Raw genomic sequence first — 20,184 nt, forward strand, 5'->3', positions numbered from 1 at the left:
ACATGCGAGCAAATGAGATCTAATCAGCAAAAACAAGTACAGCCAATGATGATTAATAAAATAAATAGTACAACAATTAATGCAAATGACTGGCCCGTTCCGCAATGATGATAACCGCCAATTGGATAGTGGCAAGTATCATATAGGTGGTGATAGCCTCCGTGATGGCATGGGTCGTAACAATCGTAGTTATACATAGCAATCTCTCCTCTTGTTTTTTTCATTTCGTACACTGTACTTTATATGCGTTAGTTGATTGTCCTGTATGTGCATTCGCCCATTTTTTACTTTCTCTTACGCCATATTCGCCTTTTGGGCTGCAGCGTATACGAAAACAACAAAAGTAAAATACTGCCCATCACCAGTAGCGTAGTAAAATCTTTCATAAACTCAATAATGACCCCTATATACGGGAGATGGTATGCGTAGCTTCCAATCACTTTAAAAGAAGCAGGCAAAGAATTTCTTTGAGCTGTAACCAGTACATCAGGGTCTTGATTATGGGCCAGTACAAGTTCATTCTTTGAAGAAGATGATTCGTCTCTAAAGACAACTATATCTCCGCGATGCAGGTGGTGATAATCCGTTTCTTGAACGGTCACGGTGAAACCAAATAGGCTTGGAACTGTACTAACAAATAAAAATGTAAAGCAAATTGCATAAAGAACAAGTACATATCGAAACGCAGAAAACATACATTTATTGATCATAGGTAATCATCTCAATTCGCTCGGTTACTTTATTTAGCGCGGGGGTAATGTGATTAAATGAAGTAGAGCGCTCTGTAAATTGAATTAAAAGTAGCAGCAGTAAAAAACTTAACATGATTAACCGTAGCATCCGAGCATAAAAATCACGCATGCTCTCACTCCTTTTTTCTATACTAAATTCGGTCGTACAATAAGCCTTCAGTCAATAATTTGATTCAGTATATGCACATAGAGGGCGTTTGGCTCATTGTTTCTTCTTGGAGGTCTCGGGAGTGATCAGTGATCGGCATAAATTATGAGTTTTAGCATATGTTTGGTTACGTATGGAAATGTTTTTATACTCCGACAATAAGGGAGCTGAACATATGGCTAATTATTCCTTTGATCAATATATTAAAAAAGCAATGAAATACGATTTTCTAGCTAACTACTATAAGTATAGTGATCCATCTAAGCATATTCATTATTATCAAAAGCATTTGTACTATATCCAGCAGGCCATCTTAACTTCTTCTGAAAATACGAATTTACGCGTAAATCCGCCGCAAATTCGTATACTTCACGCTTCTCCAGATTCTCCATCTGTAGATATTTATATTAACAACAAACGAGTGATTCGCAACTTAACTTATAAACAAGAAACAGATTATATTGAATTACAAGAACCTGGAAGATACACAATTTCTATTTATCCCGCTGGAGAAACGGGAAGACCTGTTTTAACGGAATCATTTACATTTGAAGGAAACCAAAATTACACGGTAGCGGCGGTAGATGAGCTAAACAAGCTTGATTTATTATTTATCTATGATAATACGGATGTACCAAGTGGAGAAACGAAGCTTCGGTTTGTGCACCTTTCTCCTGATGCTCCTGCTGTGGATATTGCGGCTAGAGGCGGAGACGTCATTTTTTCTGGCGTACAGTTTAAAGAAGTCACAAAATATTTGCCTTTATCCCCCATGCATGTTCAACTTAGTGTGCGCATAGCAGGAACCAAAAATGTAGTACTCGAAATCCCGGCACTGAACCTTCGCCCGAATCGAACATATACGGTATATGCCGTCGGATTTGCTAAAAACCGTCCTGCATTAGAAGCGCTGATTTCCCAAGACCGTTAACAAAAAAAACCTTCCAAATTGGAAGGTTTTTTTTATTCACTGCGCGAAATTAAACGTACGCGAATATCATCATTTTTTAAATCAAACTTTTGTACTTTTACAGCAAAATCACTCTCTAACTTCATCTGCTGTAACGCTACGTATACTGATTCATTCTTTGGATCGATTGTTACCCATTCTGGTAGCGCAAAATTATTATTTACGTATCGAAGCACTGTGCGGACAGGCAGCTGCAGCTTCCCAACAGAAAGTGACTGCTGTTCAAGCACAATATCTCCATTTTTTTGTACGATCGGATCAAATGTCATTCGAATATTAATATCATCGCCGAATACTTGAATCGTTCCGTCTACTCTTACTACATCGGTAAGAGTAATTTTGTAGTTAAGCGGCTGATTCTTAAATTCTTTTTTTAAATATTTATCAATCAGTACATTTAAGTCCGCTTTTTTAGCCAAAATAGTTAGTTCTGCGTCTCCTTCTACTTTTTCAGAGGGAGTTGGATTGACCTTGTCAACCGGTTGAAAAATAAACGCAATAATAAGGATAGCCCCTAGAACATTAATCCCTAATAACGCGATAAATAGGGTTTTCCACTTCTTCATATAACAATCTCCTTACTCGTTCCCACTCTCTTTCGTGTTTTTCTCTTTTTCATCAGATGTAACTTCTTCTGCTGTTTCCTTTTTCTGGTCTCCAACGAGAGGATCTTCTTCCTCCATTGATTTACTAATGCGCTCAGCCATTAGTTTGTACCCTTTTTTATTAGGGTGAAACTCGTCTTTCCCTAATAAATTTACGTCAGAATCATAAAAAATATCATCAATTTTTACATAACTTACATTATCATATTTAGAAGCAATTTTCTCGCTTGCCGCATTCCATTCATTAATAACGACATTAATTTCTTTCACATCACTTAACGATTTAAAGAATGGATTATAAAAACCGATTAAATAAATATGGGCATTAGGATTAAGCTTACGTATGCGTGAAAACACGTCATTTAGACGTTTTTCATATTTTGACTGCTGTGATTCAAACGTCTTAATTGAGATATTGTAAAAGTAATCCCTTACCACTTTCATCACGTCATTGCCGCCAATCGTCAAGAAAACGATGTCTGCTCTTGATACTTCAGCTGCTACTCCCGGCTGATTTAACCTCGCTAATAGCTGATCCGTCCGGTTTCCTCTTTTGCCTAGATTCTCTGTTCGTACATTTTGCACTTCATTTTGTTTAGAAAGGTATTTAGTTAAGTATGGTACATAACCGCCTTTTTTAGACTCATCTCCTACTCCTTCAGTTAATGAGTCGCCAATGGCTACAATATCTAAATCTACAGGGAAAAAGCCTTTCGGAATATGCTTTTTAGGTGTTAAATCCACTTCTTTCTGAACGGCTTCTTCTTTATTGTCCGTTGGCAAAAAAGTCGTCGTCGAACAGCTCGCTAACACCACCGCACTCATACTGCTTATCACTATACTTTTCCATTTTCTCATCATAACACCTACTAACTATGCTGTATTCTCGCTGTCACAAGCAATACTGCTTACCGCTCTGAATAACTATATCTTTATATCTTATCATACTATGTCAAGTTGATATTTTACTACGTTTCTTATATATAGTATATGTAAAAAAAAGGATAAGCATGTTTCTTTCATAAAAATATCCGCTCACACATCACTGTAAAGATAGCTGTGTTTGGCGGATAGATTTGACGATTTTATAGCTCTTACTGAAGGGTTTTAATATCTTTTATCATATCATCATAAGGAGGATCAGTCACTCCCTGATAAGATTTTTGAACCACTCCATCTTTGTCAATTAGAAAAAAATACGTACCGTGAATAACCTGCGGATCTTCTTGCGGCTTTTTCACAATCATCTTAAATTGATCCAGCGCAAACTTTTCAATTTCCGCTTGTTTATAGCCCGTTAAGAAATCCCAATTCGAAAAATCAGCGCCAAATTTAGTCGCATAGTCCTTCATTTTCTGAGGAGTGTCCACTTCAGGGTCTACGCTAAATGAAACAAAGCGAACGTCCAGGCCTTCATCTTTAGCCATTTTTTGTAATTTAGCCATATGAGCCGTCATTGGGGGACATACGGTTTCGCAGCTTGTGAAGATAAAGTTAGCTACCCAAACGTTCCCTTTCAGCTGACTTAGCCCTACTTTCTTTTGATCTTGGTTAACATAAGAAAAAGAGTCCATCTTCCAATTAAGCGGATTTTCTATTTTGGAACCACAGGCTGTTAACATCATGCAACTAATAAGCAGTAAAAAAAACAATTTATAAGACCAGCTTTTCATATGTTCCTCCTGCACGGTTAAAGTTTAGTCATAGCTAGGGAAAATCAAGATAAACGTTGAACCTTTTCCTGGTATGCTTTCCACTTCAATTCTTCCATTCATTTGTTCCACCAGTTGATAAGAAACCATCAGACCAATCCCTGTTCCTTTTTCTTTTAAAGAATAAAACGCTGTTCCCAGCCGCTTTACTTGTTCACTGGTCATGCCTATACCAGTATCTTCAATTTGAATATGTACATGCCCTTCTCGCTTGTAAAGCCCCACTCGAAGCGTTCCCCCAGCTCTCATGGCTTCAATTCCATTTTTCATAATATTAAGCAGAACTTGATTCAATTCGTTTCGGCTGCCGCGAACATACATCTCTTCTTTTGCGTCTAATTCTATGAGTATATTGTTTGTTAATAAAGCATAAGAAGATAATAAATCTACTAAGCTTGTAATACACTCCAAGCAGTTAATAAAACGATGCTGGTGAACATCCGGCTTGGCTAACGATAAATAGTCATGAATAATCGCTTCTGCTCTGTCCATTTCATTAATCATAAGATGAATGTAACTTAATTCAGTGTTTGAAAGCTTTGTGTTATCTTGAAACAGCTGCAAAAACCCTTTTACCACCGTCATAGGATTTCGAATTTCATGCGCTACAGAAGCAGCTAATTGGCCAATTGCATTCATTTTCTCCGCTCGCTGCAATTCCTTTTGCATCCTCGTTTTTTCCATAATAACTTCCAATTCATCAATCGCTTTGGTAATTCCGTCTTTTGTATGACTGAGATCTGTTTCTACATTCAGGTGTTCTTTTGTTACTGACACTTGATGAAAAAGCTGCTGCAGCCGCTCGGTCATTTCATTAAATCTTGTGTGTACATTCCCTAACTCAGAATCATCTTCGTGTGTCAGCTTCACATCAAATTTCCCTTGACTCACCGCTTGAATTCCTTCTATTAATTCCCCAAGGGGTGACATTAATCGCCTTAGTCCCCAGTCTTGAATCACAATAATGAAGGTAAACAGAAGCGTAAACGCAACGACCAAACACACAATTAAACGTTTTTGATAGATATAGATAGCGCTTGCATCTACATCTACACCAAGAATAGCCACAACTTTTCCAGAGCTGTTTGTAATAGGCGATAAAACGGTTATCCACGTCCCGAATTCGTCTTTGTATGTAGATGTTACGATATTTTTCTTTTTTCGTTCTGCTTCCTTAAATGATTTGTAAAATTCTTCTCCCCCATAATAAATCATGGACGGCTCTAGCGATTGCTTAATTTTCTTATTCGCTGTTACGATAATCTTATTTCCATGCGATTTGAATTTTTCGGTCGTCATAATATATCCCTGCAAGTACGACGGATGCAATTCATAAATCTTTCTGAACTGCTTTTCTAGCTCGTCTTTTTCAGGAATCGGCCCGTTCCTTGAATCCACTGCTGCTATTACGTCTTGTTTAGATAAAGACTCCCTCCATAAATCGGCCATAATTAACACATGCTGCGTTAACGTCTCTTTTGCCATTTTTTTTTGAACTTGATAGCTAATGGCTAAAGAAATGACTCCAAGGGCAACTACAATTAAAGTAGAAAATAAAACCGTTTTGTTAAACACACTCAAATTTCGAATATATTTTTTCATCGGTATACTCCGGATTCAAAAGAATAGTAACCAGCACAGCATTCGCTGGTAGAAAGTTGATTCTATTATATCACACGTTCGTCCACTTCTCTTTCTCCTTTTTCCAAAAAAGAGAAAGCCAAAAAAGTGACTTGCAAAAAGCAACTCACTTTATTCAGCAAAATACATAAAACCAATTGCACCAATACCCGTATGCGTCGAGATAATAGGCGTCGTATCTTCAATCGAAAATTGCGTATAGCCTCTTGCCTTCACGATTGATTCTTTTAGCTTAGAAGCGAGCCCAAGTCCATCTGCATGTACAAGCCCTACTCCTTTAATACTTTTTCCTTCTGTATGCTCTTCGAACTGCTTCGTTAAAAACTTAACAATTTGAGAATGACTGCGCACTTTAGCAACAGGAGTGTATACTCCGTCAGCTAGGGAAGCAATTGGCTTAATATTTAAAAGAGAACCGATTAGCCCTTTTCCACGTCCAATACGTCCACCTTTAACCAAATTTTCAAGCGTATCGACTACGACAAAAAGATTCGTATTTTGACGCACCTCTTCCAAGCGCGCGACAATTTCTTCTACCATATGCCCCTCTTCAATCATTTTCACCGCTTCAAAGACTTGAAAAGAAAGAGCTTTTGTAATGTACATAGAATCAACAACGGTGATATTTCCTTCCACCATTTGAGCCGCGCTTTCAGCTGCTCGAACGGTTCCGCTCATTCCTCCAGTCATATGAATGGAAATGACGTCATACCCTTCACTCACTAATCGTTCATATACTTCAACAAAAGAACCAATAGCCGGCTGAGAGCTTTTTGGTAATTCTTTTGAATTTTTCATTTTTTCAATAAAATCTGTCGGCGTTAATTCCACGCGATCCAAATATGTTTCATTATCAATATTAATACATAAAGGTATCATCTCAATACCGTATTTTTCAGCTTCTTCCAACGTTAAATCAATTGTTGAATCCGTTACCACTTTAATTTTCGACATGTGTTCACCCCTATAAGATGCATTGCAAACTAGTATAACATGAACGCTTACAACAATATAGTTATAATAGAATGCAAGTTTTGCTAATTCGTAAAATGCATGTTCAACCTTTTAGGTCAACAAAAAAAGTTGACTCTGCTGAAATATTCAGAAAAGTCAACTTTTACGTTTATGCATTATGCTTTAATACATGAGACTTAAAGAGCTGTTCGTAATCTTTCCATTTCAGCACGCGTTTTAAATATTCTTGAAACGAGTAGGTTTGCTTCGGAACTGATTCGTTCGTGATTTGTCTAATAAATAAATCAAGTTTTGCAGATAACATGAACCGAAACGTGCTATTTTCCTCTAAAACTGGAATTTCAGTAATTTTTACTTTTTGACCACTGACATGTTTAAATTCAAGGCTTTTTAATAGCAAGGCGATCAACCCTCTTTTTACCCGTTTATTTTATTATAATGCTTGAGGTACTTTCTGTCTTGATAAAACAAAAAGAAAACACAAATATTTTTTAAAATAAAAATGCTTCATCAACTTATTCGACAGTTGATGAAGCATTCCTTTTTAAAACGACCTTCTATTTAAATAAATAAGTGAAACAAGTTGCTTTCTTTATTAATTTCTGTGTAAGGAAATCCTTTTTTATCCATACGATTAATTAGTGGATAATAATCTTCTTTATGCTTAAGCTCGATTCCCACAAGTGCAGGCCCGCTGTCTTTGTTATTCTTTTTCGTATACTCGAAGCGTGAAATATCGTCTGTCGGTCCAAGCACTTCGTCTAAAAATTCACGAAGAGCTCCTGCGCGCTGAGGGAAGTTAACGATAAAATAATGCTGTAATCCTTCATAAATCATCGAACGTTCTTTGATTTCTTGCATACGTCCAATGTCATTGTTGCCTCCGCTGATGACGCAAACAACCGTTTTTCCTTTAATTTGCTCACGGTATGAGTCAAGAGCAGCAATCGAAAGAGCTCCTGCTGGTTCTGCTACAATCGCATTTTCATTGTATAGAGATAAAATGGTTGTGCAAACCTTGCCTTCAGGAACAACTACAATATCGTCCACAAGCTCTTTACTGATGTCATACGGAAGCGTTCCAACTGTTTTAACAGCCGCTCCGTCTACAAATGGATCGATTGCCGGTAGCGTCACTACATTTCCATTTGCTAAAGATGTCTGCATACCAGGCGCGCCTGCTGGTTCTACCCCAATCACAGCTGTTTGAGGCGAGATGCTTTTTACGTATGTGCCGACACCGGAAATTAATCCGCCCCCGCCGATACCCGCAAATACGTAGTCAATTTCATCTTCACAGTCATTGAACATTTCAACGGCTACTGTACCCTGTCCTGCAATAACGTCTACATCATTAAATGGATGAATAAATGTTCGATGCTCCTCTTCACTGCATGCAATAGCTTGTTCATAAGAATCATCAAACGTATCCCCGATTAGCACGACCTTTACGTTATCTTTGCCCAGAAATTTCACTTGATTAATTTTTTGGCGTGGCGTTGTGCTCGGCATAAAGATTTTACCATCGATATTTAAATGACGGCACGCATACGCTACACCTTGTGCGTGGTTTCCTGCACTTGCACAGGCAATTCCATTTTCTAATTCTTCTGGGGATAACTTTTTGATTCGATTGTACGCACCGCGGATTTTAAATGAGCGCACCACCTGTAAATCCTCACGTTTTAAATAGATATTACATTCATATCGTTCAGACAAAACGTCATTACGCTGTAGTGGTGTATGCACAACAACATCTTTAATCAATTGATTTGCAATCATGATGTCCTCTAAATGTACGTGTTTTGTTCGATTATCTACTTGTTGTTTCATAACCAACTTCCTTCCTGTTCTACCATTATTAATTTGTACATTATATCACATAAAATTTAGAAAAATCATTATTTTTCATTAATAATGACTAAAAAAACTTTTCCAACTATTTTACTGTCCACATACTTTACATATGTTTAGCAAACGCTAAATAGACTTACAAAATTGCCCATACTTTCTACATGCAGCTGATGCTATAACAGGTATAAATTAAGAAAGGTTGTGGAATAAATGGAGTTTTCACTTCAAAGTTATGAAAGTGCCATTCCGTGCGAAGTAGTTGCAGATGAAGAAAACGGTAGATATATGCTTCGCAAAGCAGACACAAGCGGAGAAGTTTTTAATACACCAAGCGAGCTGATTCAATGGATTGAAGCAAACTGGAGCGCTGAACAGTTTGTTAGCACAGCCGCTTTTCACGAAATGATAAGGCAATTAAAATCCATATAAAAAGAGATTGAGACATAACGAAATCATTCCCACCTAAAGACGTCTAATATGAATCGGTTTTTACACCGCAGTTGATTTCCGTGCAAGACTTCGCTTTCCGCGGACGGTGAGCCTCCTCATTGCTTCCGCTCCCGCCTGAGTCTTCGCCTTGCCCTTCAATCAACTGCTAAAAGCACCTACATACATGAAACCTACGTTGACCATTACAAAAAAAGATCCAAACGATAAATCGTTCGGATCTTTCTTCAACTACCATACTTTTGTCCCAGACTCGCATTTTTTTAATAAGGGAAATCAGCTTCGCTCGTATACGGTAAAATAATACGTGTAGGGATTTTTTTCATCTTTAATTCCTTGCTGCTTCGAAATAACTTTCCATTCGCTCAAATCAATCGCAGGAAAATGTGTATCTCCTTCGAACGATTCTTCAATATGCGTAATATAAAGTCGGTTTGCAACGTCTAATGTTTGCTCATATAGAGTAGCTCCACCAATCACAAAGAGCTCGTCTTCTTTTTCAGCATCTAATGCTTCTAGTTCCTCAACTGAATGAATAACGGTAGCTCCTTCTTGCTGATAATCTTTTTGACGCGTAAGAACCACATTTTCGCGATTAGGGAGCGGTCGTCCAATTGATTCAAATGTTTTTCTTCCCATTACAATCGTATGACTCGTTGTGATGCGCTTGAAATACTTTAAATCTTCCGGAAGACGCCATGGCAAATCATTCTCTTTACCTATCAGCCTATTTTGATCCATTGCGACAATGAGGGAAATCATACGCTCACAGCTCCTTTGATATGAGGATGCGCATTATAATCTACTAACTCAAAGTCTTCAAATTTAAAGTCAAAAATTGACTTTACGTCTGGATTAATTTTCATTTTTGGTAATGCATGAGGCTCACGCGTTAACTGCAGGTTTACTTGTTCGATGTGATTGCTGTAGATATGCGCATCACCAAACGTATGAACAAAATCACCTGGCTCTAAATCACACACTTGTGCCACCATCATTGTAAGCAGCGCATATGAAGCTATATTAAACGGTACGCCTAGGAAAATATCAGCTGAGCGCTGATACAATTGACAAGACAATTTGCCGTCCGCTACATAAAACTGAAATAAGCAGTGACAAGGCGGCAAAGCCATATTGTCTACATCAGATACATTCCAGGCGCTTACCATTAAGCGGCGCGAATCAGGATTGTTTTTGATTTGATTAATAACATTTGTAATTTGATCAATTTTTTCGCCGTCCGGCGTTGGCCATGAACGCCACTGATGACCATATACAGGGCCAAGCTCGCCGTTTTCATCCGCCCATTCATTCCAAATGCGCACGCCGTTATCTTGTAAATACTTAACGTTTGTATCTCCTTGTAAAAACCAAAGCAGTTCATGAATAATTGATTTCAAATGAAGTTTTTTTGTCGTTAATACCGGGAAACCTTCTTGTAAATTAAAACGCATTTGATAGCCAAATGTGCTAATTGTACCTGTTCCTGTCCGATCTTCTTTTTTTGTTCCATTTGCTAACACATGCTCGCAAAGTTCAAGATATTGTTTCACTTCCGACACTTCCTTTATTAAAAGTCCTTTTCTATTGTATAAGTGTTCACGGGCTAAGTAAACAACTAAATCTCAGCTCATATAGAAAAGTTCTTTATCATGTAGGTACGCGATTTCCCCTAAAAAAAAAACGAGAATGAGACCTAATGAAACCTACGTTTACCATGACCATAAAAAAATCCGAACGAATTTCATTCTCTCTCAAGAATCTCAATTCATCGTTCGGATCTTCCTTCGGCTAAACTACTTTTTAACAGCTTAATCTTTGTTAATTAAATACAATTGTGCGGTTTTCATGCACTAAAATGCGGTCTTCTAAGTGCCATTTCACAGCGCGTGCAAGCACCGTACGTTCAATTAAGCGGCCTTTTTTCTTTAAGTCATCCGCATCATCACGGTGATTCACGCGTTCAATATCTTGTTCAATAATTGGTCCTTCATCCAAGTCGTCCGTTACATAGTGAGACGTAGCACCAATTAATTTTACGCCTCGTTGATATGCACGTTCATATGGACGTGCTCCAATGAATGCCGGTAAGAATGAATGGTGAATATTAATAATGCGATACGGATTTTCAGCCACAAAGGTCGGCGTTAAAATTTGCATATAACGCGCTAAGATAATTACATCAATATCATAATCTTTTAATACTTGAAGCTGTTTTGCTTCTGCTTCTTGACGAATGTCTTTTGTCGCTGGTATATACTTAAATGGAATGCCAAACGATTCAACTACTTCGCGCGCATCTTCGTGATTGCTTACAACGACAGCGATGTCTGTCATCAAGTCTCCGCTTTCCCACGCCCACAGCAGCTCTAGCAGACAGTGAGGCTCTTTTGACACAAAAATAGCTGTTTTTTTCAAATTATGAGCATATGTAAACTGCCAGTTCATCGAAAATGTATCGGCAATCTTTTTGAAGCTTTCTTCTAGCTTTACTTCTTTAGCTAATAAATCCTCACATTCAAATTCGAAACGGATAAAAAACATGCCGCCTTCATGGTTTGTTGAATGTTGACTTGATTCTACAATATTTGCACCGTGCTCATGTAAAAACGTAGACACAGCGGCTACAATACCCGGTTTGTCCGGACAGCTAATTAGCAGCCGACCTCGGTTTTTATATTTCTCTTTATATGAAGTTAAATGTTTTTGAATATGCGATTTCATGTAATTCCCTCTCTTTTTTTAAATATACAGACAATTGTACCATTATCCTTGTAGCGATGCGACATTGAAATAAGGCTTTGACAAAAGAAAGCCGAAACGTTTGCTTCGGCTTGCGTATTTGTTGTTCTACCATCTACTCCATCAAATCGTTCATTCACTGATCTTTACGTTCTACACATACATAAAATGAGTGTTTCCTAAAGTGCTGCAGCTCATCCCCTTCGCTTCCTGCTTTTGAATTAACCATAAAAAGCCGCTGGCACAACACCAGCGGCTTTTCCTTATTATTGCACGGCTTTTTCACTAACTTCATGCAAGGCATTCCTCACCGTACCATATTCGCTTGCGTGAGGACGATCTCCGTCATCTTCGTATCCGTAATCAAACATTCGATTTCGATTTAACGTTAATTTCGTAATGGTTGGACGTAATAAATCAAACAGTTCAAATCGTTTTTTCAAATGTGGAAATGATGCTTGATAATGCAAGATTTCTGCTCGTACACTTTTCCAAAAGTCTGCTTCTTCTACACCTTCATGCTCTTCTAAGATGCTTGCTAAATAGCGGAAGTGACAAACAAATAACCCTGTTAAAATAAACTGCGTCAATCCTTCCGGCTCTTCGCTGCGCAGCACTTCTTTTAATTCAAAAGATAGCTGCTGCAGTTCTTCAAACGGCTGATCGCTAATATTCACGTCGTCTACAAAATCCTTCATAATAATTCGAACGGGCTTGTTGTTTTTAAGAACCAGTACCGTATTTTGACCGTGCGGGGAAAATACAGTGCCGTATTGATACAAGTAATGAAGTAGCGGCGGCAACACAGCGCTGGTTAGCGCATCAATCCACTCGTTAGGAGTTAAGCCTGACTTTTCAATATATGACGAAACTAAAGCTTTCCCTTTACTGTCAACATGTAAAAGCGCAGCTAGCGTAATCGCATGCTCTCCTTCTTCTAGCTCTTGATAAATGCTTTCACGCCAAACGACTCCAAGCATCTCTAGATACTGATAAGGCGCATTTTTAATAGAAGCGAACGTCGGCTGAGTTACGTTTAACGTAGCCACTTCACCTAAAAGTCCTACTTTGCACGTATCTTTTAAAAACGCATCGCGATCTCGTATGCCTTTAATGTGCTGAGTGACTTGAGGTGCAATGACCGTCCGCTCACTTGGAAGCCCTCTGTATACAAGGGTATTTAATATACTCATGGGAAGCTTTACATGATATTTATCTCGATTTGTTGTATTCACAAATGTACGAATCGACTGCTGAGGCAAGTATTGATCTTCACCTTCTCCTAACGGAACAATTAAATTATTTGCAATGTATTCAGCGAATAAAGGAACAATTACATTCAGCCACTGCCATTCATGGACGGGAATATAATAATAGTCCGCAGGTAAAAAACTTTGGCTTGTTAACTCTTTTTCAAATTCAGCTAGCGTCTCAGCGCTTAACTCCTTCTTCATGACATCATCAAAACCAAGGGTATCCAACGAATGAAATGAAGCAATTTGCTTCTCTACAGCAATCCATGAAAGCTGAATTTCTTGTTTTTGCTCAGGCGCAAACCGAAGATAGTCATCATAACCAAACCCAATGCGCCCTTTATTATACGTAATCCAAGGATGTCCCGTCATTTCACCTTCTAGCTCTGCATAATCCATATCTGCTAATTCATCAGCTGATTTTCGATTTTGTAAATGCAAATCTGCTACTAATGTATGAAAATATTCTTTTGCTAAGTGGCCTGCAGTTGAGCTAGACATTCCTTTGTCTTCAGATAAGCTAATTAACAGCTGCAGTGCTTCTGAAAATGTGGGGTTTGACGTTTGAGATGTTAGTTTAATACTTTCTGGCAGTACAGAAAAACTATCAAACATTCGCTGTTGAGCTTGATATGTATACGTAACGCCCCGATGGTCTTCCCATTGATACATAGCAATCGCACCCTGTTTTTGCAGTTGTTTCGGCTCAATAATATTTTCATACATAAATTCCTGCAGCATTTTAGCTAAAAGCTGTCGATTTGCTTTTTCCCATGATTGCTTATTAAATACGGAAAGATTCGTTTCTTTGATTTTCATCCTTCATTCTCCTTTACTTGTCTTAGAATAGGGATTGTTTTATTACGCAGCGGCATTACAGCGCTAGCAGCTAGCAAAGCAGCTGCTCCCGCTACTAAAGGAAATGCCAAATCCACTTTGCTGATTTCTAATGCTACAATCGGTGCAATCAGCAGAGCGATATTTTGAACAGCAATAAGCCAGCTGTAATAGTAAGCAGCCGCTTCTTTACTTTTTCGAAATAAATAGATATCCAGTATAACCATGCTGAGATAAAACCCGGATCCATATAAAATTCGGCTGATAATAAACACGCTGAGATGATCAGCATATGCCTGCAAACACAGCACCAAAACACTAGCACCCGTTATGCCATAAAAAAGCGGTATAACGTTGCCGTTCAATAGTTTGGTAGGTACCGTAAGCTTTAAGACAATCGCCATAATACTCGGCATCGCATACAGCAAAGCGCCGCCTTGACTGCTCATGCCATATGTTTCATGTGTAAACAATGTAAAATAAGGGCGAATGACATTGTGCCCAAGGTAAAAAAAGAAAATCGCCAGCAAATAAAAAAAGATGGGCTCGTTTATGCTTTGAATGGATGGCGTTTTTTCTGCTTTTAAAGGTAATGCTTTTCTTGTTAAGAGCCATACGGCCAGTACCATATCAATTAAAGCAAAGTATTGATATACGTTAAGCGGCATTTCCCATGCAATAACCGTACTTCCAAACAAGCTAGCGACAATAATCGCCGTATGAACAATAAATACATACGTTGTTGCAGCACTTGCCTTTTTCTGTCCTTTTTTCATGCCGCCTACTAAATAGGGGTACAAAAGATATAAACTGCTTTGAAATAGGAGCAGCACTAAGGAAGTAGCTAAAAATCCATAAAAAGTAGAAACTTCGCTCAAAATGACTTTAATTAAGGCCGTCATTAAAAGTGACGTTACAACTACATATTTTACGTTCCATTTCTTAAACAGCATTCCCCATAAAGGTGTCATAACAATGACCACAATCCGGCAGCAAATAATGAAAAAAGACGTCATCGCCACTCCATCTACATGAAATGCATGTGTAAAATACTGTGGATAAAATGGTGATAATAATACTTCTGACGTCATGGTCATAAACAAGCAGATAAAAACAAAGCGCGGAGAAATCATTTCTTAAAATCCGAACTTTTGGAAAACAGTATTTTTATATATTTTGTACACGCTTTTGCCTGCAATTTGGTTAATCAAAACAGCATTGCGATGAGCGCCTAAACCTAAGTCCGGTGCTCCAACTCCGTGTGTATGAAGCTCTCCGTTTTGCACAAATAGCGGGGCTCCTTTCTTCTTCATCTCAACTTGATAGCGTTCGTTAATTTTCAGCTGGCCTTTTTCATCGAATAGTACATGTTCTTTTAAACCTTCCATAAAAGCAGGCTCTTTTGCATGATAGCCAGTAGCCATAATGACAATTTCACTTTCTTCTTTTTCAAATGAGTCCTGCTCGTATTGGTGAAGAGTCAGAAGATGTGTATCGTTTATCTTTTCAACACCTGCAAGTTCCGTAAGCGCGCGCATCGTTAGAGGCACTTCTTTTCCTCCAATTGTTCGTTCGTAAATCAAATCATAAATATTCCCGATTGTTTCAAAGCTTATTCCTTTATAGAGGAGAGCTTGATTTCGTAAAACGCTCTCTTTTTTCTCTTCGGGCAATCTGTAAAAATAGCGGGTATAATCCGGTGAAAAATGTTCAAGACCAAGCTTTGAATATTCCATTGGATAAAAACCTTTTGAGCGCGTATACCAATTCAGCTTATACTCAAACTCAGGCTGCTGTTGAAGTAAATCATAGACAATTTCAGCTGCACTTTGACCAGAGCCAATTACGGTTATGCTTTTAGCCTGCAGCGTTTGCTGACGCTTCATTTTGTAATGAGCGGAGTGATAAAACGTATCGCTTGCCACTGTTTGAAAGTCTCTTGGCACTACGGGCTGCGTACCTACTCCAGTAACAAGATGATAGCTGTAATAGGTATAAAGCTTTCCTTCTTTTTCAACTGTTACTTCGTAGTAAGGCTTAGCGTCTTCATGCATTTTTACTTCTTTTACTGTGCTGTTAAATTCAAGCCCACTCAGCTGGCTCGCTACCCAGCGGCAATAGTGATTGTATTCATTTCTCGGAATATGAAACTTTTCAAAGAAATAAAACTGATACAAGCGCTCATGCTCATGCAAATAATTCAAGAAGGTGTATGGACTCTTCGGATCCACCATCGTGACCACATCTGCCATAAACGGCACTTGAAGTGTTGTTCCTTCCAAAAGCATTCCTGGATGCCAATTAAACTCATTCTTTTGTTCAAAACATTTATATGTACAATCTGTTTTATCGATTAAAGCGGCTAATCCTAAATTAAATGGACCAACTCCTACTCCAATTACGTCTAAAATGTCCCGTTGTTCCATTCGCTCCACCTTCTTTCAAATACTTCTCTTTCACATTTCAGCAGTACACCCGTTTTATCAGGCAGCGACACTTCTTTCATGAATTGAAACCCACATTTTTTAAATACTGCAATCATTTTTTCATTTCGTCTATCTGGCTCCGCTATTACTTTAGCAGTATCCGCTACCTCGAACTTGTGCTTTAGTAAACTAAGAAGGAGCGGATAAATATAGCCTTTTCCTAAAAAATCAGGTTCTCCAATTAATAAATGAATCCCTTGATCTCCTTTTTCATAAGGATAATAGTTACTGATTATGTCGCCTTCAACCATATAAGATTCCCAATAGCTCATAGGTACACCATCAATTTCTCCGATTAGCAGTTTTTGATGGGAATCAGCGAGAAATGTTTTTAAATGCTGCTCGTACGCCTGTTTTGAAATATTTAAATTCCAATACGGAATAACATGCGGTTCATGCATCCACTTGTACAGCCGTTCGAAATCTTTTGCAAAAGAAACAGAGCGAAAGGTAATGCTCTGCTCCTTTTGCTGAATCATAAATGGATACTGCGTTTGCAAGGCTGATTTCATACACGTACACCTGCAGATTCGAACAATGGATTCTCGACATTTACATAAACAGACTGTGTTTCAAGAGATCCTACCAGCTCATCCATATCATGAACGCGCGTTAAGAAGTTGGCTTTGCAAGGAAGCACTTTCTCTTCTAACATTGATGAAACAAGCCCTGTATGATCTTTTTCTTTGTACATCTCGATCTCTTGTCGCAAAATCAATAGCAGATCTGATTCTTGAGTGAGGCCAGCTGCACCAAAAGCGTTAACTAATCCTAAAATATGATTAAAAAATACGTAATAACGAAATCTTTCTTCTGCTATAGCGTCATCACAGACCGTATCGCTTTCTCCGTTTAAGAAAGGAAGCAGCTTGCGAAGCTCTTGTTCCTTTGATTTCATAAAGTAATAGCCTTGGTTATCGCGGTAGTAAAACACCGATGGATGTCCGTTTTCATCAAGTTTAATAACGGAGTTTTGCTGATGAGCTTCCAGCGCAATTCCTTTTTGAGTGTAAAGCCACATCATAGGATGAAAAGATACGTCTAAATAGCGTTTAAACCAGCGCTTGCTTACATCTTCAGTCGTGCTATTTTCACTTGCAGCAATGTGATGAATAATATTTTCAATTTGAGAAGCTTCTCCAAACACATGATCTTGACACAAACTGGCTAGAAGTGTTGTACGATCCCCTTGCTTACCTTGAAAAGGATTGCTTCGAATCATAACTTCAAATCCAAGCTCCTTTTCTCCAAGCGTGATGTAAGCAGGGTCTTCAATTACTTGAAAAGCCGGATGATTTTCGTGAAGCTCCGCCTGTAATCCCTTTTGCAATAAACGGCTAACTTCTACCCCTCTGCTTAATTCTTTGCGTTTGTTCACTCTCAGTGAATTAGTGATCTTTACCGGAATGGAAAATTTGTACATCACATCTGCATTGTTACTGTATACGGTTCGAACAGACGAAGTCGGATAAAACGGCTGACCGTGTGGCCCTAGATAAGCAAGCCTGCCTTTTTGAATCCATTGGCACACTTCTTCTTTTCCTAAAAGATAACGAGCTTGCAGCGGATGCATAGGTATAAGTGAATAATCGTCCGCTTGGCAATAAGAATGTATGAATTCTTCAGAAACCGTCTTATCTTTTTTCAGCTGCTCTTTAATAAGCTGTGAAGCGGTTTGATTTCCAGCGGACTGTTCTGCAACGAGAGATGCATGCGCTTTAAAATAATGAAGCTGAAATTCCCCGTTCACTTCAGGTCCAAATACCTCTTCTTCTTCAGGTAATATCCCTTGGCGGCTTTTAGGTGTTGGATGCAGCTGGTGCCCAATAAGCAGGGACTGTTCAGATTCTAAGAACGTTTTGTCCCATTTATAGCACGTCTCTAACTCTTTCTGCCTTTTTTCAATGAATAATTTCATATTTTCATAGCTTAATAGAACACGTATAATTAGCTCATTTACTTGTACTAAATGATCCGTTACTTCTTTTAAAAGAAAGGCCAAAAGAGTGACGATATCTAACTCCTTAATCTCCTCTTGCTGAATACGATAAGAAAAGTTTGAAAAGAACAAGTGACGTCCGGTGGCTGAGCGGTACTTTACTGGAAAGTAAAGAGTTACCGGCTGTTTTTCTAGTCTAAGAACGAGCGTTTCCTCACTTTTTATTTCTGAAACGGACTGCCATACTCCCTTACCTGTCTCTCGAATATAGCAATTAATAATGTTTTGCATCGTAATAAAATTAGCCGATAACTGAGCGTTCACGTAATCGCTCCTCCTTTTTCTCCAACTGTTTGCCTAAAGCAACAACTTCTTCTAAATGAGTGACAACAGAATCAAATGTAATCATAGGATTTAACATCGTTAGTTTTAAATAGACTCGTTCTTTATGCTTTGTTTTTGCCATGATAAACGTGCCTTTTTCGTATAAGTGCTGCTGAATACGCTGATTCAACCTATTTTCATAATGCTGCTGCTTTTGACAATCACTATATAAAATATCTGGTACATAGCGAAAGACAACCGCGTTCATATAAGGGTCATTTAACACTTCTACATTCCTTTGTTTTTGTAAGTAGTCAGCTGTTTGCTTAGCAGTTTCAATCGTGTGGTCAACCATTTCTCCGTATTCATTTGCACCTACTGCACCGAAAGTAAGCCAGAGCTTCAAGGCGTCAAACCGCTTTGTCGTTTGAATGCTGCGGTCTACTAAGTGCACATGCTCATCTTCTTCAGGATTTAAATAATCTGCATGAAGCTGAATGTGTTTAAACATAGCTGAATTTTTCAGCAAAAATGCTCCGCAGCTTACAGGCTGATAAAACCATTTATGAAAATCCATCGTGATAGAATCCGCTTGTTCAAGAGCTTGTAAGCGTTCACGGTACTTATGGGAAAACAGCAGCCCTCCTCCATAAGCGGCGTCAGCATGGAGCCAGAGCCCTTCTTTTTTAGCAAGCTCACTTATTTCAAAAAGAGGATCTACACTGCCAAAATCTGTTGTACCTGCCGTTGCTACAATAGCAAAGGGAAGGTTGCCCTGAGCTTTCACTTCCTGTATTGCTTCTTCTAAGCTTTTTATATCCATTTCATGCTGCTCATTGCACTTTACACTCACCACTGCACGCATGCCCAGCCCAAGCTGAGCTGCAGATTGTTGCACCGTAAAGTGCGCTTTTTCCGAGCAGAAAATCCGCAGTTTTTTAGCTTGGAACGGTAAGCCTTCTTTACTAACATCCATTGAAAAGGCAGAATGGCAATATTCATTACGAGCAAGCAGGAGTCCCATATAATTTGACTGCGTCCCTCCGCTTGTAAAAATGCCTGAAGATGAGCTTGGATAACCAATTTGTTGTGTTAACTCATCAATCACTTTATCTTCTATATACGTAGCTGCCGGACTTTGATCCCACGAGTCCATAGATTGATTCAAAGCAGAAATCATCACTTCCGCAGCAAGAGCGGGTATAATCGGAGGGCAATGCAAGTGCGCCATTGCTCCGGGATGCGAAATATGAAGCGAATGATTCATCACTACTGCTTGTACGTTATCAAATAAATCTTCTAGCGGCTGTTCGTGCTTGCTAAAATAGACAGAACGATTGACTAAGTTTGACAGCTCTTCAACGTCGATGTGAGTATAAGCGGACTTTAATTCATAGTAGTGACGTTTGATCATCTCAGTCATTCCGCCTATCATCGCTTCATAATTCTCGAGGCTTTCCTTTGATGATGATAAAAACCACTTTTCAAACGGTGCCATT

General features: G+C 38.6%; 21 protein-coding genes. 2 read left to right on the forward strand and 19 right to left on the reverse strand.

Annotated features, from left to right (window positions below):
* Nucleotides 1-23: 23 nt before the first annotated feature.
* The 3 genes from WKH56_RS00900 to WKH56_RS00910 all read right to left on the reverse strand — a co-directional run bounded on the left by WKH56_RS00900 (nucleotide 24) and on the right by WKH56_RS00910 (nucleotide 861).
* Nucleotides 24-197, reverse strand: coding sequence for a YjcZ family sporulation protein (locus WKH56_RS00900; protein WP_080518349.1), 174 nt, complete (start codon nucleotides 195-197; stop codon nucleotides 24-26).
* An 87-nt stretch (nucleotides 198-284) separates the two neighbouring features.
* Nucleotides 285-710, reverse strand: a complete 426-nt coding sequence (locus WKH56_RS00905) for a hypothetical protein (RefSeq protein WP_230624675.1) — start codon at nucleotides 708-710, stop codon at nucleotides 285-287.
* Entirely contained in the window at nucleotides 700-861 is a 162-nt protein-coding gene (locus WKH56_RS00910) for a hypothetical protein (protein WP_168761226.1), read from the reverse strand. Before WKH56_RS00910 ends, WKH56_RS00905 begins: the two co-directional genes overlap by 11 nt.
* 214 nt (nucleotides 862-1,075) lie before the next feature.
* On the opposite strand from WKH56_RS00910, the gene WKH56_RS00915 reads away from it, so the two are divergent.
* Nucleotides 1,076-1,831 (forward strand): DUF4397 domain-containing protein, encoded by a 756-nt coding sequence (locus WKH56_RS00915; protein ID WP_014458542.1) that lies wholly within the window; start codon nucleotides 1,076-1,078, stop codon nucleotides 1,829-1,831.
* A 32-nt stretch (nucleotides 1,832-1,863) separates the two neighbouring features.
* Here the strand turns inward: WKH56_RS00915 and WKH56_RS00920 are convergent, their stop codons facing one another.
* From WKH56_RS00920 to ilvA, 7 genes are all read right to left on the reverse strand, one after another.
* Complete coding sequence (locus WKH56_RS00920; RefSeq protein WP_028415126.1) at nucleotides 1,864-2,436, reverse strand: YpmS family protein; 573 nt, start codon at nucleotides 2,434-2,436, stop codon at nucleotides 1,864-1,866.
* A gap of 12 nt (nucleotides 2,437-2,448) precedes the next feature.
* Nucleotides 2,449-3,333, reverse strand: a complete 885-nt coding sequence (locus WKH56_RS00925) for an SGNH/GDSL hydrolase family protein (protein WP_048019887.1) — start codon at nucleotides 3,331-3,333, stop codon at nucleotides 2,449-2,451.
* A 236-nt stretch (nucleotides 3,334-3,569) separates the two neighbouring features.
* Nucleotides 3,570-4,148, reverse strand: coding sequence for an SCO family protein (locus WKH56_RS00930; RefSeq protein ID WP_028415127.1), 579 nt, complete (start codon nucleotides 4,146-4,148; stop codon nucleotides 3,570-3,572).
* A gap of 24 nt (nucleotides 4,149-4,172) precedes the next feature.
* Nucleotides 4,173-5,789, reverse strand: coding sequence for an ATP-binding protein (locus WKH56_RS00935; RefSeq protein ID WP_168761227.1), 1,617 nt, complete (start codon nucleotides 5,787-5,789; stop codon nucleotides 4,173-4,175).
* A gap of 150 nt (nucleotides 5,790-5,939) precedes the next feature.
* Nucleotides 5,940-6,782, reverse strand: a complete 843-nt coding sequence (locus WKH56_RS00940) for a DegV family protein (RefSeq protein ID WP_048019885.1) — start codon at nucleotides 6,780-6,782, stop codon at nucleotides 5,940-5,942.
* A 169-nt stretch (nucleotides 6,783-6,951) separates the two neighbouring features.
* Nucleotides 6,952-7,203, reverse strand: a complete 252-nt coding sequence (locus WKH56_RS00945) for a YpmP family protein (protein ID WP_013058743.1) — start codon at nucleotides 7,201-7,203, stop codon at nucleotides 6,952-6,954.
* 161 nt (nucleotides 7,204-7,364) lie between these two features.
* On the reverse strand, nucleotides 7,365-8,636 hold the full coding sequence (ilvA, locus tag WKH56_RS00950) for a threonine ammonia-lyase IlvA (protein ID WP_013084697.1): 1,272 nt from the start codon (nucleotides 8,634-8,636) through the stop codon (nucleotides 7,365-7,367).
* A 231-nt stretch (nucleotides 8,637-8,867) separates the two neighbouring features.
* On the opposite strand from ilvA, the gene WKH56_RS00955 reads away from it, so the two are divergent.
* Nucleotides 8,868-9,086, forward strand: coding sequence for a hypothetical protein (locus tag WKH56_RS00955; protein WP_048019884.1), 219 nt, complete (start codon nucleotides 8,868-8,870; stop codon nucleotides 9,084-9,086).
* A gap of 294 nt (nucleotides 9,087-9,380) precedes the next feature.
* Here WKH56_RS00955 and WKH56_RS00960 read toward each other — a convergent pair whose 3' ends face one another.
* The 9 genes from WKH56_RS00960 to WKH56_RS01000 all read right to left on the reverse strand — a co-directional run bounded on the left by WKH56_RS00960 (nucleotide 9,381) and on the right by WKH56_RS01000 (nucleotide 20,183).
* Nucleotides 9,381-9,866 carry a dihydrofolate reductase gene (locus tag WKH56_RS00960; protein ID WP_016765324.1) on the reverse strand — a complete coding sequence of 162 codons (486 nt, stop codon included), beginning with the start codon at nucleotides 9,864-9,866 and terminating at the stop codon, nucleotides 9,381-9,383.
* Nucleotides 9,863-10,657, reverse strand: coding sequence for a thymidylate synthase (locus WKH56_RS00965; protein WP_013058746.1), 795 nt, complete (start codon nucleotides 10,655-10,657; stop codon nucleotides 9,863-9,865). The genes WKH56_RS00960 and WKH56_RS00965 overlap by 4 nt, the downstream gene beginning before the upstream one ends.
* A gap of 268 nt (nucleotides 10,658-10,925) precedes the next feature.
* On the reverse strand, nucleotides 10,926-11,828 hold the full coding sequence (gene purU / locus WKH56_RS00970) for a formyltetrahydrofolate deformylase (protein ID WP_063248368.1): 903 nt from the start codon (nucleotides 11,826-11,828) through the stop codon (nucleotides 10,926-10,928).
* Between the two features lie 284 nt (nucleotides 11,829-12,112).
* The gene (locus tag WKH56_RS00975) at nucleotides 12,113-13,918 is read right to left on the reverse strand and encodes an IucA/IucC family protein (RefSeq protein ID WP_221832097.1); all 1,806 of its coding nucleotides are present in this window, start codon (nucleotides 13,916-13,918) and stop codon (nucleotides 12,113-12,115) included.
* Entirely contained in the window at nucleotides 13,915-15,069 is a 1,155-nt protein-coding gene (locus WKH56_RS00980; protein WP_221832095.1) for an MFS transporter, read from the reverse strand. Before WKH56_RS00980 ends, WKH56_RS00975 begins: the two co-directional genes overlap by 4 nt.
* A 3-nt stretch (nucleotides 15,070-15,072) precedes the next feature.
* Nucleotides 15,073-16,362 carry a lysine N(6)-hydroxylase/L-ornithine N(5)-oxygenase family protein gene (locus WKH56_RS00985; protein ID WP_063248371.1) on the reverse strand — a complete coding sequence of 430 codons (1,290 nt, stop codon included), beginning with the start codon at nucleotides 16,360-16,362 and terminating at the stop codon, nucleotides 15,073-15,075.
* Nucleotides 16,341-16,934 carry a GNAT family N-acetyltransferase gene (locus tag WKH56_RS00990; RefSeq protein ID WP_310884070.1) on the reverse strand — a complete coding sequence of 198 codons (594 nt, stop codon included), beginning with the start codon at nucleotides 16,932-16,934 and terminating at the stop codon, nucleotides 16,341-16,343. Before WKH56_RS00990 ends, WKH56_RS00985 begins: the two co-directional genes overlap by 22 nt.
* Complete coding sequence (locus tag WKH56_RS00995) at nucleotides 16,931-18,685, reverse strand: IucA/IucC family protein (RefSeq protein WP_063248373.1); 1,755 nt, start codon at nucleotides 18,683-18,685, stop codon at nucleotides 16,931-16,933. The genes WKH56_RS00990 and WKH56_RS00995 overlap by 4 nt, the downstream gene beginning before the upstream one ends.
* On the reverse strand, nucleotides 18,663-20,183 hold the full coding sequence (locus WKH56_RS01000) for a pyridoxal phosphate-dependent decarboxylase family protein (protein WP_243495100.1): 1,521 nt from the start codon (nucleotides 20,181-20,183) through the stop codon (nucleotides 18,663-18,665). The genes WKH56_RS00995 and WKH56_RS01000 overlap by 23 nt, the downstream gene beginning before the upstream one ends.
* Nucleotide 20,184 lies beyond the last annotated feature (1 nt).

This window comes from Priestia sp. SB1 (assembly GCF_038898415.1).

Coding starts and splice junctions, on each gene's coding strand:
- WKH56_RS00900 (WP_080518349.1), bottom strand. CDS start 197: ATGTATAACTACGATTGTTACGACCCATGCCATCACGGAGGCTATCAC.
- WKH56_RS00905 (WP_230624675.1), bottom strand. CDS start 710: ATGATCAATAAATGTATGTTTTCTGCGTTTCGATATGTACTTGTTCTT.
- WKH56_RS00910 (WP_168761226.1), bottom strand. CDS start 861: ATGCGTGATTTTTATGCTCGGATGCTACGGTTAATCATGTTAAGTTTT.
- WKH56_RS00915 (WP_014458542.1), top strand. CDS start 1,076: ATGGCTAATTATTCCTTTGATCAATATATTAAAAAAGCAATGAAATAC.
- WKH56_RS00920 (WP_028415126.1), bottom strand. CDS start 2,436: ATGAAGAAGTGGAAAACCCTATTTATCGCGTTATTAGGGATTAATGTT.
- WKH56_RS00925 (WP_048019887.1), bottom strand. CDS start 3,333: ATGAGAAAATGGAAAAGTATAGTGATAAGCAGTATGAGTGCGGTGGTG.
- WKH56_RS00930 (WP_028415127.1), bottom strand. CDS start 4,148: ATGAAAAGCTGGTCTTATAAATTGTTTTTTTTACTGCTTATTAGTTGC.
- WKH56_RS00935 (WP_168761227.1), bottom strand. CDS start 5,789: ATGAAAAAATATATTCGAAATTTGAGTGTGTTTAACAAAACGGTTTTA.
- WKH56_RS00940 (WP_048019885.1), bottom strand. CDS start 6,782: ATGTCGAAAATTAAAGTGGTAACGGATTCAACAATTGATTTAACGTTG.
- ilvA (WP_013084697.1), bottom strand. CDS start 8,636: ATGAAACAACAAGTAGATAATCGAACAAAACACGTACATTTAGAGGAC.
- WKH56_RS00955 (WP_048019884.1), top strand. CDS start 8,868: ATGGAGTTTTCACTTCAAAGTTATGAAAGTGCCATTCCGTGCGAAGTA.
- WKH56_RS00960 (WP_016765324.1), bottom strand. CDS start 9,866: ATGATTTCCCTCATTGTCGCAATGGATCAAAATAGGCTGATAGGTAAA.
- purU (WP_063248368.1), bottom strand. CDS start 11,828: ATGAAATCGCATATTCAAAAACATTTAACTTCATATAAAGAGAAATAT.
- WKH56_RS00975 (WP_221832097.1), bottom strand. CDS start 13,918: ATGAAAATCAAAGAAACGAATCTTTCCGTATTTAATAAGCAATCATGG.
- WKH56_RS00980 (WP_221832095.1), bottom strand. CDS start 15,069: ATGATTTCTCCGCGCTTTGTTTTTATCTGCTTGTTTATGACCATGACG.
- WKH56_RS00985 (WP_063248371.1), bottom strand. CDS start 16,362: ATGGAACAACGGGACATTTTAGACGTAATTGGAGTAGGAGTTGGTCCA.
- WKH56_RS00990 (WP_310884070.1), bottom strand. CDS start 16,934: ATGAAATCAGCCTTGCAAACGCAGTATCCATTTATGATTCAGCAAAAG.
- WKH56_RS01000 (WP_243495100.1), bottom strand. CDS start 20,183: ATGGCACCGTTTGAAAAGTGGTTTTTATCATCATCAAAGGAAAGCCTC.